Below are 16,000 nucleotides of genomic sequence, written 5' to 3' on the forward strand. Positions count from 1 at the left end.
CACCCCCCTATCCCCGTCTTGACCCGCTCAAGGAGCAACCGTGTTCATCGCATATGTCGTCCTGGCGATCCTGGTCTCGCTGGTCCTCGTCGGATCGGCGCGCGGCAAGCTGGTGCGCGACGAGAAGATCGTCGCCGGCATGCAGAAGGTCAACGTCCCGGACAGCTGGCTGCCCCGGCTCGCCACGCTGGAGATCCTCGGCGCGATCGGCCTGATCGCGGGCATCTGGTTCCGCCCGCTGGGCATCGCCGCCGGTGTGGGCGTCGTCCTGTACTTCCTCGGCGCGATCATCACGCACCTCCGTGCCAAGGACGGCAAGGGCGCCCCGGTCCCGGCGGTCCTCGCCCTGCTCGCCGCCGCGCCGGTCGTCATCGGCCTCGCAGCCCACTAGTCCCGCACCACCGCACCACCGCACCTCCGCCCTTCCGCACATCTGCAGTTCCGCACTTCCGCACTTCCGCACTTCCGCAAGGAGGAGTCCCATGACCGCCGCCACCGAGAGCCCGACCCCGGTCGACTTCTGGTTCGACCCGCTGTGCCCGTGGACCTGGATCACCTCGCGCTGGCTGGTGGAGGTCGAGCGCCTGGGACTGGTCGAGGTCCGCTGGAATGTCATGAGCCTGGCGATCCTCAACCAGGACCGGATCGACCAGATCCCCGAGCAGTTCCGTGAGCTGCTGGGCCCGAAGGGCTGGCGCCCGGTGCGTGCGCTGGTCGCCGTCCAGGACAAGTTCGGCAACGAGGCGGCCGGCCGGCTCTACACGGAGCTGGGCGAGCGCTTCCACCCGGGCGGCCGGGGTCCCGAACTCGACGTGCTCCGCGAGGCGCTGGAGGCCGCGGGGCTGCCGGAGGGGGCGGCCGCCGAGCTCTTCGCGTACGTGGAGAACGACACGTACGACGGAGAGGTGCGCGCCTCGCACGAGGCGAGCCAGGCGGCCGTCGGCGAGGAGGCCGGCAGTCCGGTCCTCGCCGTGCCGGGCCCGGACGGGGAGTCGCTGGGCTTCTTCGGCCCGATCCTCTCGCGGGCGCCGCGGGGGGAGGAGGCGGCGCGGCTCTGGCGGGCGACGGTGCTGGCGGCGTCGGTGCCGGGCTTCGCGGAGTTCAAGCGGGCGAGGGTGTCGGGCCCGGTCTTCGACTGACCGAACAGGGAGGGCAACGTACGGCGGCACCCGCCCGGCGCTGCCCGGAAGAAGCCCATCCATGGGCATTTGTCACCCGTGCAGCACCCTACTCGCGCTCCCTGTACCACCCCTGTACGAACCCTGCACGACCCTCAGGGCGGTCAGCTCCCCGCATAACGGACGGAGTTGGCCGCCCTTCGGACAACTGATGGTCAAATCCTTGTTGCGAACCTGTCATTAACGTTCGTTCGCTGGCACGCTCACACCCGCACCACCCCCCACGGAAACCCCCACGCTTCACAGCGAAGGAGCCCGCGTGACCCGCCAGCAGTCCTCGCACACCCGCACCACCACCCTGCGCGCCGCCGCCCTGATCGCCTCGGCCGCCATGGTCGTCGTCGGCGTCCAGTCCGGCTCCGCCAGCGCCGCCGCCCAGCGCGAGGCCGGCGCGACCGCGCTCGCGCTCTCGAAGTCCGAGCGCGCCGCCGCCATCCAGGACGCGCAGGCCGACGCGGCCGGCACCGCCCGGGCCATCGGCCTCTCCGGCCAGGAGAAGCTGATCGCCCGTGACATCGTCAAGGACGCCGACGGGACCGTCCACACCCGCTACGAGCGCACCTACCAGGGCCTCCCGGTCCTCGGCGGCGACCTCGTCGTGCACCTGAAGAAGAACGGCGCCCGCTCCACGACCAAGGCGACCCAGGCCCGCATAGCCGTGGCCGACACGACCCCGGCCCTGTCCGCCGCCACCGTCGGCAAGTCGGCCGTGGCGTCCTCGGGCGCGAAGGCCGCCGCCGCCTCCTCCGCCCGCAAGGTGATCTGGGCCGCCACCGGCAAGCCCGTCCTCGCCTGGGAGACCGTCGTCACCGGCACGCAGGCCGACGGCACCCCGAGCCGGCGTCACGTCGTCACCGACGCGACCAGCGGCAAGGAGCTGTACTCCTACGAGGCGATCGAGACCGGCGTCGGCAACACCATGTACAGCGGCCAGGTGACTCTCGGCACCTCGTCCGGCTACTCGCTGACCGACGCCGCCCGCGGCGGCCACAAGACGTACGACCTCAACGGCGGCACGTCCGGCACCGGCACCCTCTTCACCAACTCGACGGACACCTGGGGCAACGGCCTCGCGAGCAACCGCGAGACCGCCGCCGCCGACGCGCACTACGGTGCGGCCGTCACGTGGGACTTCTACAAGAACGAGCTGGGCCGCAGCGGCATCCGCGGCGACGGTGTCGCGGCGTACTCCCGCGTCCACTACGGCAGCGCGTACGTGAACGCGTTCTGGGACGACAGCTGCTTCTGCATGACGTACGGCGACGGCGTCGGCAACACCCACCCGCTCACGTCCCTCGACGTGGCCGGCCACGAGATGTCGCACGGTCTGACCGCGTCGACCGCCAACCTCCGCTACAGCGGCGAGTCCGGTGGCCTGAACGAGGCCACCTCCGACATCTTCGGCACCTCGGTCGAGTTCTACGCGGCCAACGCCACGGACTCCGGCGACTACCTCATCGGCGAGAAGATCGACATCAACGGCGACGGCTCGCCGCTGCGTTACATGGACAAGCCGAGCAAGGACGGCAAGTCCGCGGACTACTGGTCGAAGTCGGTCGGCCGCCTGAACGTGCACTACTCCTCGGGTCCGGCGAACCACTTCTTCTACCTGCTGTCCGAGGGCAGCGGCACGAAGACCGTCAACGGGGTGACGTACAACTCCCCGACCTACGACGGCTCCACGGTCACGGGCATCGGCCGCCAGAAGGCCTACAAGATCTGGTACAAGGCCCTGACGACCTACATGACCTCCTCCACCGGCTACGCGGGCGCCCGCACCGCCACCCTCTCGGCGGCGTCGGACCTGTACGGCGCGGGCAGCGCCGAGTACAACGCGGTGGCGAAGGCGTGGACGGCGATCAACGTCAAGTAACGCCAGGAAAGCAGTGAGGGCCGCGCGGCAGGTGGTGTGCCGCGCGGCCCTTCGCGCACGTCAGGGCCCTCACTCCCCATGCGGCACTTCCTCCGTCTCCGCGTCCATCGTCCGAGCGCCGGGTCGCCCGGGGGCGACTCGGGCCCTTCGGGGCCGAAGCGGACGCCACGCTCGCCCCGGCAGCCAACCGACGACGCCGACGACTCGCGGAGCGTGAGCGGCTGCTCCTGCATACTCCGGGTGTGGACACATCCGATGGGGGCCCGGAGCTCGACCGGCAGTGGATCGAGCTCGGCAACAACGTGTACGGCGTCCTCCACGGCTGCCGGGACGCATCCGCCGTGGCGGCCCGCTTCGTCGGCGCGGGCTGGAGCTCCCGTTCATCGTCCTGGTACGGCTACGAGCTGGAGACCAGCTGGTGCCAGCTGGAGATCGAGAAGATCGACGGCCCGGACATCCTGCTCAACGGCGTCGTCGACCCGGCCCGCCTGGACGAGTTGGGGCGGCTCCTCGGCTGCTTCGGGCTGCCCTACGGGCTCGAACTGAACGACGAGAACAACGACCTGGTGCGAGAGATCAGCGGCTGACCCGCCGCGGACCTCCAGGCCCGCCCGCGCATACGACAAGACCCCGTCCTCAGCGTTTCCGCTGTTGACGGGGTCTGTGTGGCACTTCTGCGAAGTGCCCCCGGCAGGATTCGAACCTGCGCACACGGCTCCGGAGGCCGTTGCTCTATCCCCTGAGCTACGGGGGCGTCCGCCGCGTTCGGCGGCGACGGGTAGAACCCTACCAGCTTGTGAGGCGTGCCTGTGAACAGGTATTTCCGTCGCGTCACCAGCGGGTGTTCCCCCGCACGGGTCGGAAGTGGGCAAAACCCGGACGCAGCCCTTCCCGTAGACCTACTCTCGACGTGTGTCAGGCGTGTCGGGGCGGGTGCTCGTTGTCGACGACAACAGGGTGATCCGCCAGCTGATCAGGGTCAATCTCGAACTCGAGGGGTTCGAGGTCGTGACCGCGGCCGATGGTGCCGAGTGTCTGGATGTCGTGCATCAGGTCTGTCCTGATGTCGTCACCCTCGATGTCGTCATGCCCCGGCTGGACGGGCTGAAGACCGCCGCGCGGCTGCGGTCCGATCCGCGGACCAGTCATCTGCCCGTGGCGATCATCAGTGCCGGCACCGAGTACGAGGCGGAGGGCTGCGGCTCCTCCGGGGTGGACGCCTTCCTCGCGAAGCCCTTCGAGCCGTCCGAGCTCGTGCGGGTCGTGCGGCAGCTCATGCAGCGGGAGCGGCGCGGGCGGCACGGCGAGGGGGCCGGGCAGGAGCCGGAGGGCGGGGACGAGCCGCCCGCGGCGAGAAGAGCGCGGGGCCGGGTGACATAGGCGGGGGCCTCGCGGTGCGGAAACGTCACCCCGGCGCCCACATGCCGAAACCGGTTCGCGTTCCGACCCCCCTCCTCCCCTAGGCTGGTCCCGTGACCCCCGCGGACCTCTCCCTGACCGTGCTGCGCGCCGTGCGCCGTGCGGTCGACGAGGGTGCGTTGCGGGTCGACGTGCCCCCGCGGGTCGCGGTCGAAAGGCCCCGGCCCGGCGGTGTCGGCGACTACGCCAGCAACGTCGCCCTCGTGCTCGCCCGGGCCGCCGAGTCGACCCCGCGCCAGGTCGCCGAGGTCCTCGTCGAGCGGCTTCTCCCGCATCCGGAGCTCGATCGGGTCGAGATCACCGGGCCCGGGTTCCTCAACTTCGTCCTGCGCACCGGTGCGCAGCAGAGTCTCGTGCGGGCCGTGCTGCGGGAGGGGGAGAGGTACGGGCATCTGCCGCCCGGCCGCGATCCCGTGCAGAGCGTCCATCGCGCCGACGTCCGCGCCGCCGTCACCGCCGATGCCGTGCGCCGGCTCCTCGCCTCCCAGGGGCACCCCGTGCGGGTGTACTGCGAGGACGAGGTCGATGCCGAGTGGGGGCTGCTCGGCGCGCGGACCGAGGTCGCGGGCGCCCGCGGTCGCCTCGCCACCACCATCGCCCCGCTGCCCGTGCCGTACGGAGCCGCCGAGCTGCACCGGCGCTTCGGCGTCGACGCGGCCCGCTGGGGCCTGCTCGCCACCGCCGGGCACGACCACGCCAGGCTCACCGACGAGCTGCTCCACCAGCACGAGCGCAATCCGCTCTTCCGCGTGCGGTACGCCCATGCGCGGGCCAGGCGCCTCACCGAGAACGCCGCACAGCTCGGCTTCCGCGGCGAGCCGCTGGTGGCCGTCGACGCACCCGAGCTCACCGCCCTCCTCGGCGATCACCCCGCCGTCCTGCTCGCCGCCGCCCGCCACCGCGCCCCCGACCGGGTCGCCCGGCACCTCGAAGGCGTCGCCGACGCGCTTCTCGGCTTCCAGCACACCGTCCTGCCCCTCGGCGACGAGAAACCCTCGGCCGCCCACCGCTCCCGGCTCGCGCTCGCCGAAGCCGCCGGGACGGTGCTCGCCGGCGGCCTCTCCCTGCTCGGCATCAGCGCACCCGACCAGATCTGAAAGAGCCAGTCGTCATGAGCCGTTCCGCACACCCCGCCGGGCCCCGTCACGCCGATGTCCTCCCCGAGGGCCACTACTCCGCTCCGCCCGCCGACCTCAACCGCCTCGACCCCAAGGTCTGGGCGCGGACCGTCGAGCGTGACGAGCGGGGCGTCGTCACCGTCGGCGGGATCGGGGTCGACGCGCTGCAGCGGGAGTTCGGCACCCCCGCCTACTTCCTGGACGAGGACGACTTCCGGGCGCGCTGCCGCGCCTGGGCCGACGCCTTCGGCAAGGACGCCGACGTGTTCTACGCGGGCAAGGCGTTCCTCTCCCGCGCCGTCGTGCGGTGGCTCAAGGAGGAAGGGCTGAACCTCGACGTCTGCTCCGGGGGCGAGCTCAGCACCGCGCTCTCCGCCGGGATGCCCGCCGAGCGGATCGCCTTCCACGGGAACAACAAGAGCGAGGACGAGATCCGGCGGGCCGTCGAGGCCGGGGTCGGGCGGATCGTGCTCGACTCGTTCCAGGAGATCGTCCGGGTCGCCCACGTCGCCCAGGGCCTCGGCAAGCGCCAGCGGGTGCAGATCCGGGTGACGGTGGGCGTCGAGGCGCACACCCACGAGTTCATCGCCACCGCCCACGAGGACCAGAAGTTCGGCATCGCCCTCGCCGGCGGCCAGGCGGCGGAGGCCGTGCGCAGGGCGCTGAGCCTCGACGGGCTGGAGCTCATCGGGATCCACTCGCACATCGGCTCGCAGATCTTCGACATGGCCGGCTTCGAGGTCTCCGCGCGGCGCGTCGTCCAGCTCCTCGCCGAGGTGCGCGACGAGCACGGTGTCGAGCTGCCCGAGATCGACCTCGGCGGCGGCCTCGGCATCGCGTACACCTCCGACGACGACCCGCGCGAGCCGCACCACATCGCCAAGGCGCTCAGCGAGATCGTCACCCGCGAGTGCGAGGCCGCCGGGCTGCGCACCCCGCGGATCTCCGTCGAGCCGGGGCGCGCCATCGTCGGCCCCACCGCCTTCACGCTGTACGAGGTGGGCACGGTCAAGCCGCTGGAGGGGCTGCGGACGTACGTCTCCGTCGACGGCGGCATGTCGGACAACATCCGCACCGCGCTCTACGACGCCGAGTACAGCGTCGCGCTCGTGTCGCGGACCAGTGACGCCGAGCCGCTGCTCGTACGCGTCGTCGGCAAGCACTGCGAGAGCGGCGACATCATCGTGCGCGACGCCTTCCTGCCCGCCGACGTGGCCCCCGGCGACCTGCTCGCCGTGCCCGCCACCGGGGCGTACTGCCGCTCCATGGCGAGCAACTACAACCACGCGCTGCGCCCGCCCGTCGTCGCGGTACGGGACGGAGAGGCGCGGGTCATCGTGCGGCGCGAGACGGAGGAAGATCTCCTGCGTCTCGACGTCGGGTGATGAAATAGTCAGGTGATGGAATCGATGTCTCACGATCCGGACAAGAGGCGGAATCGCCCGTCCGGTGAGTGAGACTGGTTCCCACCGTAGGAAACGTAGGAACCGTAGCGATACGGAAGACCGAGAAGTACCGAGAAACGAGGTCGGATGATGCGTACGCGTCCGCTGAAGGTGGCGCTGCTGGGCTGTGGAGTGGTCGGCTCAGAGGTGGCGCGCATCATGACGACGCACGCCGACGACCTCGCCGCGCGCATCGGCGCTCCGGTCGAACTCGCCGGTGTGGCCGTCCGCCGGCCCGACAAGGTGCGCGGGGGAGTGCCCGCCGAGCTGATCACCACCGACGCCACCGCCCTCGTCAAACGCGGGGACATCGACGTCGTCGTCGAGGTCATCGGCGGGATCGAGCCGGCCCGCACCCTCATCACCACCGCCTTCGAGCACGGCGCCTCCGTCGTCTCCGCCAACAAGGCGCTGCTGGCCCAGGACGGCGCGGCCCTCTACGCGTCCGCCGAGGAGCACGGCGAGGACCTCTACTACGAGGCCGCCGTCGCCGGTGCCATCCCGCTGATCCGGCCGCTGCGCGAGTCGCTCGCCGGCGACAAGATCAACCGCGTGATGGGCATCGTCAACGGCACCACGAACTTCATCCTCGACAAGATGGACACCTCCGGCGCCGGCTACTCCGAGGCGCTCGACGAGGCCACCGCGCTCGGCTACGCCGAGGCCGACCCGACCGCCGACGTCGAGGGCTTCGACGCCGCCGCCAAGGCCGCCATCCTCGCCGGGATCGCCTTCCACACCCGGGTGCGCCTCGACGACGTCTACCGCGAGGGCATGACCGAGGTCACCGCCGCCGACTTCGCCTCGGCCAAGCAGATGGGCTGCACCATCAAGCTGCTCGCCATCTGCGAGCGGGCCGCGGACGGCGGGTCCGTCACCGCGCGCGTGCACCCCGCGATGATCCCGCTCAGCCACCCGCTCGCCTCCGTCCGCGAGGCGTACAACGCCGTCTTCGTCGAGGCGGAGGCCGCCGGGCGGCTCATGTTCTACGGCCCCGGGGCCGGCGGCTCGCCGACCGCGTCGGCCGTGCTCGGCGACCTCGTCGCCGTGTGCCGCAACAAGCTCAACGGAGCCAACGGCCCCGGCGAGTCCGCGTACACCCAGCTGCCCGTGAGCCCCATGGGCGAGGTCGTGACGCGGTACCACATCAGTCTCGACGTGGCCGACAAGCCGGGCGTCCTCGCCCAGGTGGCGACGGTCTTCGCCGAGCACGGCGTGTCGATCGACACCGTCCGCCAGACGGGCAAGGACGGCGAGGCCTCCCTCGTCGTCGTCACCCACCGCGCGCCCGACGCCGCCCTCTCCGGGACCGTCGAGGCGCTGCGCAAGCTCGACACCGTGCGCGGTGTCGCCAGCATCATGCGTGTTGAAGGGGAGTAAGGACCCATGACCAGCAAGGGCACCCACCAGTGGCGCGGCATCATCGAGGAGTACCGGGACCGCCTTCCGGTCACGGACGCGACGCCGGTCGTCACGCTCCGTGAGGGCGGTACGCCGCTCGTCCCCGCTCAGGTCCTCTCCGAGCGCACGGGCTGCGAGGTGCACCTCAAGGTCGAGGGCGCCAACCCCACCGGCTCCTTCAAGGACCGGGGCATGACCATGGCCATCAGCAAGGCCAAGGAGGACGGCGCCAAGGCCGTCATCTGCGCCTCCACCGGCAACACCTCCGCCTCCGCCGCCGCGTACGCGGTGCGCGCCGGCATGGTGTCGGCCGTGCTCGTCCCGCAGGGCAAGATCGCGCTCGGCAAGATGGGCCAGGCGCTGGTGCACGGCGCCAAGATCCTCCAGGTCGACGGCAACTTCGACGACTGCCTCACGCTGGCCCGCGGCCTCTCCGAGAACTACCCGGTGGCGCTGGTCAATTCGGTGAACCCGGTCCGCATCGAGGGCCAGAAGACCGCCGCCTTCGAGATCGTGGACATGCTGGGCGACGCGCCCGACATCCACGTGCTGCCCGTGGGCAACGCCGGCAACATCACGGCGTACTGGAAGGGGTACCGGGAGTACGCCGCGGACGGCATCGCCGGCCGCACCCCGCGCATGTGGGGCTTCCAGGCCTCCGGCTCCGCGCCGCTCGTGCGCGGCGAGGTCGTCAAGGACCCGTCGACCATCGCCACCGCGATCCGCATCGGCAACCCGGCCTCCTGGGACTACGCGATCGCCGCCCGCGACGAGTCCGGCGGCTTCATCGACGAGGTGACGGACCGTGAGATCCTGCAGGCCTACCGCCTGTTGGCCGCTCAGGAGGGCGTCTTCGTCGAGCCGGCCTCGGCCGCGTCCGTGGCCGGTCTGCTGAAGGCCGCCGCGCAGGGCAAGGTCGACCCGGGCCAGACCATCGTCTGCACCGTCACCGGCAACGGCCTCAAGGACCCCGACTGGGCCGTCGCGGGCGCCCCGCAGCCCGTCACCGTCCCGGTCGACGCCGCGGCCGCCGCCGAGCGGCTCGGCCTGGCCTGATTCGGTTGTGCCGTACGGTTCCTGATCAAGGGTCAAACCCGATCAGGAACCTACATAGGCGCACAGGTTGGCGCGCGACACGCATCGTGCGCCTCCTGTGCGCCCTATGTCGCCACAGAACCTTCCTTCGATAGGCTGTACCGAACCCGCCCCGTTGCATATGCGCGGTGTTGTTGCCGTTGTCGCCCGTGAGGCACGCGGTCCCCGGGTTCTCGGTTCCCCCGAACAATCCCCGCAAGTCAAGGAGAGTCATCGAGCGATGGCCGGTCCCGCGTTCCGCGCCGCCGCCGTACGGGTGCGCGTTCCCGCCACCAGCGCCAACCTCGGCCCGGGCTTCGACGCCTTCGGCCTGTCGCTGGGGCTCTACGACGACGTCGTCGTCCGGGTCGCCGACTCCGGGCTGCACGTCGACATCGCCGGTGAAGGTGCCGACACCCTTCCCCGCGACGAGAGCCACCTGCTCGTACGCTCGATGCGCACGGCCTTCGACCTGCTCGGCGGGCAGCCGCGCGGCCTCGAGGTCGTCTGCGCCAACCGCATCCCGCACGGTCGCGGCCTCGGCTCCTCCTCGGCCGCCATCTGCGCCGGCATCGTCGCCGCCCGCGCCGTGACGATAGGCGGCGACGCCCGGCTCGACGAGAAGGCCCTGCTCGAACTGGCCACCGAGATCGAGGGGCACCCCGACAACGTCGCCGCCTGCCTGCTCGGCGGCTTCACGCTCGCCTGGACCGAGTCCGGCGCCGCGCGGGCGATCAGGATGGATCCCTCGGATTCCATCGTTCCGGTGGTTTTCGTCCCCGGAAAGCCCGTGCTCACCGAGACGGCCCGCGGACTGCTCCCGCGCACCGTCCCGCACGTCGACGCCGCGGCCAACGCCGGGCGCGCCGCCCTCCTCGTCGAGGCCCTGACCCGCCGCCCTGAGCTGCTGCTCGCGGCCACCGAGGACCGGCTGCACCAGGAGTACCGGGCTCCGGCGATGCCCGAGAGCATCGCCCTCGTGAACCGGCTGCGGGCGGACGGAGTGCCCGCGGTCATCTCCGGCGCGGGCCCCACGGTCCTCGCGCTGGCGGACCACGGATCGGCCGACAAGGTCGCGCAGCTCGCGGGCGAGGGGTGGGCGGCCAACCGGCTCGACCTCGACGCGCCCGGGGCGAGCGTCCTGCCGCTCGCGCCCTGACGGGCGTCCCGCGCGGCCTGCCGGAGCCGGGGCCGCGCGGACACGAGATTGCCGGTGACGGAGAGGGGGAATGTTTGTTGGAGCCGGTAGTGTTAACCTCAAGTCTGCACCCGACGTCTTTGTGGCGCGGTGCTGAGTGTCCCCATCAGGGACCGCCAATTCTTCCGGGAGCCTCCTCCACTGCCTGAGCAGCCTGCCTGAGCAGTTTCGAGCACGCTCCGGAACCGGCACGACACCCCTCGCTTTTCTTCTTCGAGGGCCGAGCAGGGGGCGCTCGGGCCGGACCCACAGCACGTTTTCTCTCTTCCGCCGTACCCGGCGGGACCACCGCCCCGACACGGTCCACCAAGACAGGACCGCTGCCGGACAGCACAACCGGTCGCCGAGCCAGATGGCCGACGTCCGCTCCAGGGAAGGACCCTTCGTGAGCGACACCACCGATCTGATGGGCGTGACTGCCGACAACAGTGTCGACACCTCCGCGCCCGCCGCAGGTGCTGCCTCCGGCACCACCGCACGGCGCCGCCGCTCCGGCACCGGCCTCGAGGGCATGGTCCTGGCCGAGCTGCAGCAGGTCGCGTCCGGCCTCGGCATCAGGGGCACCGCGCGGATGCGCAAGAGCCAGCTGATCGAGGTCATCAAGGAGGCGCAGGCCGGGGGCTCCGCCGCGCCCGCCAAGTCGGCCGACGCCTCCGAGGCCAAGCCGAAGCGCCGCACCGCCGCCTCCAAGGCCCGTGCCGGCGAGGCCGAGGCCGCGCCGAAGGCCGAGAAGGCCGAGCCGGTGGCCCAGCAGCAGATCGAGATCCCGGGCCAGCCCGCCTCGGACGACGCCCCGGCCGGCGAGCGCCGCCGCCGTCGTGCCACCGCCCCCGCCGGTTCGCCGGAGGGCGAGGCGAAGGCCGAGGCCGCGCAGGTCGTCAAGACCGAGGCCCGCGTCGAGGCCAAGACCGAGACGCAGGCCGACGGCAAGGCCGAGGCCGCCGTCGACACCGCCGAGGGCCGCGGCCGTCGCGACCGCGGTGAGCGGGGCGAGCGCGGTGACCGCCGCGACCGCCAGCGCGACCGCCGCGACCGCGGCAAGGGCGACGAGCAGCAGGGCGGTGGCCAGGGCGGCCAGCGCAAGGAGCGCCAGGGCCAGGGCCAGGGCCAGGGCCAGCAGGGCGGCCAGCCGGCCGGCCCGCAGGACGAGGACGACTTCGAGGGCGGCCGGCGTGGCCGTCGCGGCCGCTACCGCGACCGTCGTGGGCGCCGCGGGCGTGACGAGTTCGCCGCCGGCGAGCCGCAGGTCTCCGACGACGACGTCCTGATCCCCGTCGCGGGCATCCTCGACATCCTCGACAACTACGCGTTCATCCGGACCTCCGGCTACCTGCCCGGCCCGAACGACGTGTACGTCTCCCTCGCCCAGGTCCGCAAGAGCGGTCTGCGCAAGGGCGACCACGTCACCGGTGCCGTGCGCCAGCCGAAGGAGGGCGAGCGCCGCGAGAAGTTCAACGCGCTGGTGCGCCTCGACTCGGTCAACGGCATGGCGCCGGAGTCCGGCCGCGGCCGCCCCGAGTTCAACAAGCTCACCCCGCTGTACCCGCAGGACCGGCTCCGTCTGGAGACCGACCCGGGCGTGCTGACCACCCGCATCATCGACCTCGTGTCGCCGATCGGTAAGGGCCAGCGCGGTCTGATCGTGGCCCCGCCGAAGACCGGCAAGACCATGATCATGCAGGCGATCGCCAACGCGATCACCCACAACAACCCCGAGTGCCACCTGATGGTCGTCCTGGTCGACGAGCGTCCGGAAGAGGTCACCGACATGCAGCGGTCGGTCAAGGGCGAGGTCATCTCCTCGACCTTCGACCGCCCGGCCGAGGACCACACCACGGTCGCCGAGCTGGCCATCGAGCGCGCCAAGCGCCTCGTCGAGCTGGGTCACGACGTGGTCGTGCTGCTGGACTCCATCACCCGCCTGGGCCGCGCGTACAACCTCGCGGCGCCCGCCTCCGGCCGCATCCTGTCCGGTGGTGTCGACTCGACCGCGCTCTACCCGCCGAAGCGCTTCTTCGGTGCCGCGCGCAACATCGAGGACGGCGGCTCGCTGACCATCCTGGCCACCGCGCTGGTCGACACCGGCTCGCGCATGGACGAGGTGATCTTCGAGGAGTTCAAGGGCACCGGCAACATGGAGCTCAAGCTCGACCGGAAGCTCGCCGACAAGCGCATCTTCCCGGCCGTCGACGTCGACGCCTCGGGTACGCGCAAGGAGGAGATCCTGCTCGGCAGCGAGGAGCTCTCCATCACCTGGAAGCTGCGCCGGGTGCTGCACGCGCTCGACCAGCAGCAGGCGATCGAGCTGCTGCTCGACAAGCTCAAGCAGACGAAGTCGAACGGCGAGTTCCTGCTCCAGATCCAGAAGACCACCCCTGGAGCCGGGAACAACGACTGACGCGAGACGTCGGTCACACGGCAAGGGGCCGGCACCGGCCCCGTAACCCCGCCGTGACCTGCACGAACGACCGCGCCCACCGTGCTCGCACGGTGGGCGCGGTCGCGTTACGGGCCGTCGCTCACCGAAACCTCACAGGCTGCCGTGCAACCCTTTTGGGTGTTTCGCCATCACAGAAGGTGAAACCGAGGCCCGAGGGAAGACGATGACCGAGCAGAAGCAAGGCACCCGAATACGTGCCACCGGCCGCCGCCGGAAGCCGCCCGCCAAGGGGCGGCGCGCGGTGACCATCGCCGTGGGCGGCGTGGTCGCGCTCCTCGCGCTCGGCGGCACCGGCTTCGGCTACGTCTACTTCAAGCTCGACGGCAACATCCAGGGCGTCGACATCAACGCCCAGCTCGGCAAGGACCGCCCGCAGAACGTCGACAACGGCTCGATGGACATCCTCGTCCTCGGCTCCGACTCCCGCTCCGGCGCCAACGGCGCGTACGGCAAGGACGAGGGCGGCGCCCGGTCCGACACCGCGATGGTGGTCCACGTCTACGAGGGCCACAAGAAGGCCTCCGTGGTCTCCATCCCGCGCGACACCCTGATCGACCGCCCGCGGTGCACCGACGCCAAGGGCAACACCGTGGCGGGCGAGCACCGGGCCATGTTCAACACGGCGTACGAGGTCGGCGGCCCGGCCTGCGCCGTGAAGACCGTCGAGTCGATGTCCGGCATCCGCATGGACCACTACGTCGAGGTCGACTTCACCGGCTTCAAGAAGCTCATCGACCAGCTCGGCGGCGTCGAGGTCACCACCACGAAGGCCATCAAGGACTCCAAGAGCCACCTCGACCTCGAACCGGGCACGCACACCCTCGACGGCGAGCAGTCCCTCGGCCTGGTCCGCACCCGCAAGAGCGTCGGCGACGGCAGCGACCTCGGCCGCATCCAGCTCCAGCAGGCGTTCATGAAGGCCTTCATCGACCAGGTGAAGAGCGTCGGCGTCTTCTCGAACCCGAAGAAGCTCTTCGACGTCGCCGACACCGCCACCAAGGCCATCACGCCCGACTCCGAGCTCGACTCCGTCAACGAGCTGATGGGGTTCGCCAAGGGCCTGTCCGGGCTCGGCGCCGACGACGTCCACATGATCACGCTGCCGGTCGAGTACGACCCGCGCGACCCCAACCGCGTGGTGCCGCTCGAAGCCCAGTCGCGGCAGGTCTGGAAGGCGCTGAAGGCCGACAGGCCGATTCCCGCCTCGGCCACCAAGGACGCCGCCACGGGCCAGGCCGAGGGCCTCGTGAAGTAGGCCGGCGGCGGTCCCGGGCGGCCCCCGAGCCGCCCAGGAATACTTCCGGCCACCCCCCGGTTTTGGGAGATGCGGCCGGTCCTGGCAGACTGGTACGTCGGCCCCGGTTCACGCAGGTGCATCCCGCACGGCGACCCGGTGCCCTCCCGAAACTAGGAGACACCTTGAAGCGCGACATCCACCCCGAGTACGTCGAGACCCAGGTCAGCTGCACCTGCGGCGCGTCGTTCACCACTCGCAGCACGCTGACCGAGGGCACCATCCGTGCCGAGGTCTGCTCCGAGTGCCACCCGTTCTACACGGGCAAGCAGAAGATCCTCGACACCGGCGGCCGCGTCGCCCGCTTCGAGGCCCGCTTCGGCAAGGCTGCGGCCAAGAAGTAGCACGTCACTGCGCCGGTCCTTGGTCGCTCCCGCACGGGGGCACCGGACCGGCGCTTTGCCGTCCCCGCAGTGGTTCCCGCAGCAGCCCCTTTTCGAAATCCACCCCAGGAGCACCCGATGTTCGAAGCGGTCGAGGACCTGGTCGGCGAGCACGCCGACCTCGAGAAGAAGCTCGCCGACCCTTCGGTCCACTCCGACCAGGCGAACGCGCGCAAGCTCAACAAGCGTTACGCGGAGCTGACCCCGATCATCGGCACGTACAAGGCGTGGAAGCAGTCGGCGGACGACATCGAGACGGCCAAGGAGCTGGCCGCCGACGACCCCGACTTCGCCGCCGAGGTCAAGGAGCTGGAGAAGCAGCGCGAGGAGCTGACGGACAGGCTCCGGCTGCTGCTCGTCCCGCGCGACCCCAGCGACGACAAGGACGTCATCCTGGAGATCAAGGCCGGCGCGGGCGGCGACGAGTCCGCCCTGTTCGCCGGCGACCTGCTGCGGATGTACCTGCGCTACGCCGAGCGGGTCGGCTGGAAGACCGAGATCATCGACGCCACCGAGTCCGAGCTCGGCGGCTACAAGGACGTCCAGGTCGCCGTGAAGACCAAGGGCGGCAACGGGGCCACCGAGCCCGGCCAGGGCGTCTGGGCGCGGCTGAAGTACGAGGGCGGGGTGCACCGCGTGCAGCGCGTGCCCGCCACCGAGTCGCAGGGCCGCATCCACACCTCCGCGGCCGGCGTGCTCGTCACCCCGGAGGCCGAGGAGGTCGACGTGGAGATCCACGCCAACGACCTGCGTATCGACGTCTACCGCTCGTCCGGTCCCGGCGGCCAGTCCGTCAACACCACCGACTCCGCGGTCCGCATCACGCACCTGCCGACCGGCATCGTGGCCTCCTGCCAGAACGAGAAGAGCCAGCTCCAGAACAAGGAGCAGGCCATGCGCATCCTGCGCTCCCGGCTGCTCGCCGCCGCGCAGGAGAAGGCCGAGGCCGAGGCCGCCGACGCGCGCCGCAGCCAGGTCCGCACGGTCGACCGCTCCGAGAAGATCCGGACGTACAACTTCCCGGAGAACCGCATCTCGGACCACCGCGTCGGCTTCAAGGCGTACAACCTCGACCAGGTCCTCGACGGCGAGCTCGACCCGGTGATCCAGGCGTGCGTCGACGCCGACTCGGCGGCCAAGCTCGCCAACGCGTAAGGCCGCGCACGCCCTTGTAAAG

Annotated in this window: 14 protein-coding genes and 1 tRNA gene; 14 read left to right on the plus strand and 1 reads right to left on the minus strand. The window is 71.1% G+C overall.

All coding sequences use genetic code 11. The features are described from left to right. Positions 1-40 precede the first annotated feature (40 nt). From ACH414_RS08890 to ACH414_RS08905, 4 genes are all read left to right on the plus strand, one after another. Positions 41-391, plus strand: coding sequence for a DoxX family protein (locus ACH414_RS08890; RefSeq protein ID WP_382537769.1), 351 nt, complete (start codon positions 41-43; stop codon positions 389-391). Positions 392-482: 91 nt separating this feature from the next. Further along, positions 483-1,139: a disulfide bond formation protein DsbA gene (locus ACH414_RS08895; RefSeq protein ID WP_398941310.1), complete on the plus strand. Its 657-nt coding sequence runs from the start codon at positions 483-485 to the stop codon at positions 1,137-1,139. A gap of 370 nt (positions 1,140-1,509) precedes the next feature. Beyond that, a complete protein-coding gene (locus ACH414_RS08900) occupies positions 1,510-3,051 on the plus strand; it encodes a M4 family metallopeptidase (protein WP_386566033.1) in 1,542 nt (513 codons plus the stop codon). 242 nt (positions 3,052-3,293) lie between these two features. Continuing rightward, complete coding sequence (locus ACH414_RS08905) at positions 3,294-3,638, plus strand: hypothetical protein (protein WP_398941311.1); 345 nt, start codon at positions 3,294-3,296, stop codon at positions 3,636-3,638. Positions 3,639-3,733: 95 nt separating this feature from the next. Here the strand turns inward: ACH414_RS08905 and ACH414_RS08910 are convergent. Beyond that, positions 3,734-3,805 (minus strand) — tRNA-Arg (locus ACH414_RS08910). A gap of 158 nt (positions 3,806-3,963) precedes the next feature. Between ACH414_RS08910 and ACH414_RS08915 the strand changes: the two genes are divergently transcribed. The 10 genes from ACH414_RS08915 (at position 3,964) to prfA (ending at position 15,978) form a co-directional block, all read left to right on the plus strand. After that, positions 3,964-4,431, plus strand: coding sequence for a response regulator (locus tag ACH414_RS08915; protein ID WP_398941313.1), 468 nt, complete (start codon positions 3,964-3,966; stop codon positions 4,429-4,431). Positions 4,432-4,523: 92 nt separating this feature from the next. Further along, complete coding sequence (gene nrtL, locus ACH414_RS08920) at positions 4,524-5,567, plus strand: ArgS-related anticodon-binding protein NrtL (protein WP_382537832.1); 1,044 nt, start codon at positions 4,524-4,526, stop codon at positions 5,565-5,567. 14 nt (positions 5,568-5,581) lie between these two features. Beyond that, on the plus strand, positions 5,582-6,973 hold the full coding sequence (gene lysA, locus ACH414_RS08925) for a diaminopimelate decarboxylase (RefSeq protein WP_382537835.1): 1,392 nt from the start codon (positions 5,582-5,584) through the stop codon (positions 6,971-6,973). A gap of 147 nt (positions 6,974-7,120) precedes the next feature. Further along, entirely contained in the window at positions 7,121-8,413 is a 1,293-nt protein-coding gene (locus ACH414_RS08930; RefSeq protein ID WP_398941314.1) for a homoserine dehydrogenase, read from the plus strand. 6 nt (positions 8,414-8,419) lie between these two features. After that, complete coding sequence (gene thrC, locus ACH414_RS08935) at positions 8,420-9,490, plus strand: threonine synthase (protein ID WP_382537841.1); 1,071 nt, start codon at positions 8,420-8,422, stop codon at positions 9,488-9,490. 259 nt (positions 9,491-9,749) lie between these two features. Further along, positions 9,750-10,667, plus strand: coding sequence for a homoserine kinase (gene thrB, locus ACH414_RS08940; RefSeq protein WP_382537843.1), 918 nt, complete (start codon positions 9,750-9,752; stop codon positions 10,665-10,667). A gap of 424 nt (positions 10,668-11,091) precedes the next feature. Then, on the plus strand, positions 11,092-13,104 hold the full coding sequence (rho, locus tag ACH414_RS08945; RefSeq protein ID WP_398941316.1) for a transcription termination factor Rho: 2,013 nt from the start codon (positions 11,092-11,094) through the stop codon (positions 13,102-13,104). 205 nt (positions 13,105-13,309) lie between these two features. After that, positions 13,310-14,401 carry an LCP family protein gene (locus ACH414_RS08950; protein WP_382537848.1) on the plus strand — a complete coding sequence of 364 codons (1,092 nt, stop codon included), beginning with the start codon at positions 13,310-13,312 and terminating at the stop codon, positions 14,399-14,401. Positions 14,402-14,565: 164 nt separating this feature from the next. Continuing rightward, positions 14,566-14,784 carry a 50S ribosomal protein L31 gene (gene rpmE / locus ACH414_RS08955; protein ID WP_382537851.1) on the plus strand — a complete coding sequence of 73 codons (219 nt, stop codon included), beginning with the start codon at positions 14,566-14,568 and terminating at the stop codon, positions 14,782-14,784. Positions 14,785-14,901: 117 nt separating this feature from the next. After that, complete coding sequence (gene prfA, locus ACH414_RS08960; protein WP_382537854.1) at positions 14,902-15,978, plus strand: peptide chain release factor 1; 1,077 nt, start codon at positions 14,902-14,904, stop codon at positions 15,976-15,978. The last annotated feature ends 22 nt before the right edge of the window (positions 15,979-16,000 follow it).

It is taken from the genome of Streptomyces sp. NPDC020422, assembly GCF_044386705.1.
GTDB lineage: Bacteria > Actinomycetota > Actinomycetes > Streptomycetales > Streptomycetaceae > Streptomyces.